This window comes from Dechloromonas hankyongensis, assembly GCF_022012295.1.
Taxonomy (GTDB): Bacteria; Pseudomonadota; Gammaproteobacteria; order Burkholderiales; family Rhodocyclaceae; genus Azonexus; species Azonexus hankyongensis.
This window is the reverse complement of sequence record NZ_JAKLTN010000014.1, coordinates 1-1,990: the sequence shown is the minus strand read 5'-3', so window position 1 is coordinate 1,990 and position 1,990 is coordinate 1. Positions and strand designations below refer to the sequence as shown.

The 1,990-nt window shown below is 64.1% G+C and carries 3 protein-coding genes; all 3 read right to left on the bottom strand.

Annotation, left to right across the window (positions count from 1 at the left end):
• Positions 1-1,161, bottom strand: a 1,161-nt coding sequence (locus LZ012_RS19735) for an NAD(P)(+) transhydrogenase (Re/Si-specific) subunit beta (RefSeq protein WP_275712695.1), incomplete at its 3' end; no start/stop codon positions are given.
• A gap of 2 nt (positions 1,162-1,163) precedes the next feature.
• Entirely contained in the window at positions 1,164-1,445 is a 282-nt protein-coding gene (locus LZ012_RS19730; RefSeq protein ID WP_275712694.1) for an NAD(P) transhydrogenase subunit alpha part 2, read from the bottom strand.
• On the bottom strand, positions 1,445-1,990 hold a 546-nt coding region (locus LZ012_RS19725; protein ID WP_476728690.1), incomplete at its 5' end, for a Rossmann-fold NAD(P)-binding domain-containing protein. The genes LZ012_RS19725 and LZ012_RS19730, both read right to left, overlap by 1 nt.

The window sequence follows — 1,990 nt, the reverse complement described above, 5'->3', positions numbered from 1 at the left end:
AGAGGGGTTCACCACGTCGTTCGCCCCGATGATCAAGGCCACATCAGCCTGGCCGAACTCGCCATTGATCTCCTCCAGATCGAAGATCTTGTCATACGGCACCCCGGCTTCCGCCAGCAGCACGTTCATGTGCCCCGGCATGCGTCCGGCCACCGGGTGGATGGCGAACTTCACCTCGACCCCGGCTTCTTCGAGGATGGAGGTCATCTCCCACACCTTGTGCTGGGCATGCGCCACCGCCATGCCGTAACCCGGCACGATGATCACCTTGGAGGCATAGCGCATCATCGCCGCGGCATCGAGGCCGGACAATTCCTTCATCGTCCCGGAAATGGCTTCCCCGCCGCCGGAGGCGACCATCGGTGTAAACAGGATGTTGGTCAGCGGCCGGTTCATCGCCTTGGCCATCAGTTGGGTGAGCAGCGTACCGGCCGCCCCGACCACGATGCCGGCGATGATCAGCGCCGGGTTGCCCAGCACATAACCTTCGAAACCGACGGCCAGGCCGGTGAAGGCGTTGAACAGCGAAATCACCACCGGCATGTCGGCGCCGCCGATGGGCAGCGTGACGATCAGGCCGAGGATCAGCGACACGGCGAAGAAGAAGTAGATCAGCTCCGGCTGGGCCGGCGCCATGACGATCATTGCGATGCCCAGGCCGATGGCGTTGAGCGCCAGGATGACGTTCACCGCATTCTGCGCCGGCAGGCGGATGGCTTTCTTCAACACCCCCTGCAGCTTCGCCCAGGCGACGCAGGAGCCGGTGAAGGACACCGCACCGATCAGCGCACCGAGCACGGCGAGGATGGTGGTCACCGTGCTGTGCGCATCGCCCTTGGCGAATTCGATGGCGGCAATCGCCGCCGCCGCACCGCCGCCCATGCCGTTATAGATGGCGACCATCTGCGGCATGTCGGTCATCTTGACCTTCTGGCCGGAAATCCAGGCCGCCGCCCCGCCGAGGACGAGGGCAGCAAGGATCAGGCCGAGGTTCTGCAGGCCGGGGACGAGGAAGGTGCCGGCAATGGCGATCAGCATGCCGTAGCCGGCGATGACGATGCCCTTGCGAGCAGAAGCTGGCGAGCTCATGCCTTTCAGGCCGAAGATGAAGAGGAGCGCACCGGCGAACCAGGCACCTTGAACGTAGAGTGGTAGCGCCACGATCAGGCCTCCTTCTTCTTGAACATGGCGAGCATGCGCTCGGTGACGACGTAGCCGCCGGCAGCGTTGGCTGCCCCGAGGGCGACGGCGAAGAAGCCGATAGCTTGCTGGACGACGGTGTCCGCCGTGCCGAGCATGAGCATGGCGCCGACGACGACGACGCCATGGACGAAGTTGGAACCGGACATCAGTGGGGTATGCAGGATGACCGGGACCTTGGCGATGATCTCGTAGCCGGTGAAGGCAGCGAGCATGAAGATGTAGAGCGCGAGTAGGCCGTCCATCAGACTTCTCCTAGAACTTGTTTGACGGTCGGATGAACGGTAGCGCCGTCACGACAGAGGACAGTGCCGGCAACGACGTCGTCACTCCAATCAAATGCCAGATTCCCATCCTTGATCCACGGCGACAGGAAGTTGTAGAGGTTTTTGGCGTAGAGCTCGGAGGCGTGGGTGGGCATGCGCGAGGGCAGGTTCAAGGGGCCGTGGATGTTCACGTCGTTGGCGATGACGTGTTCGCCCGGTTGGGTGAGTTCGCAGTTGCCACCCGATTCGGCAGCCATGTCGACGATGATGGCGCCGTATTTCATGCGCCCGACCATGTCGCGGGTGATGATGACGGGGGCTTTCTTGCCGGGAATGGCGGCGGTGGTGATGACCACGTCGGCCAGGGCGACGGCCTTGGCGAGTTTCTCGGCCTGGGCGGCTTTCTCGTCGGCGGTGAGTTCGCGGGCATAGCCGCCCGCGCCGTCGGCGGCGACGCCGGTGTCGACGAACTTGGCGCCGAGCGATTCGATCTGTTCGCGGGCGGCGGCCCGGACGTCGTAGGC

Excerpts from the sequence above, each read along its gene's own strand:
- LZ012_RS19730 (WP_275712694.1), bottom strand. The coding sequence starts at position 1,445 with ATGGACGGCCTACTCGCGCTCTACATCTTCATGCTCGCTGCCTTCACC.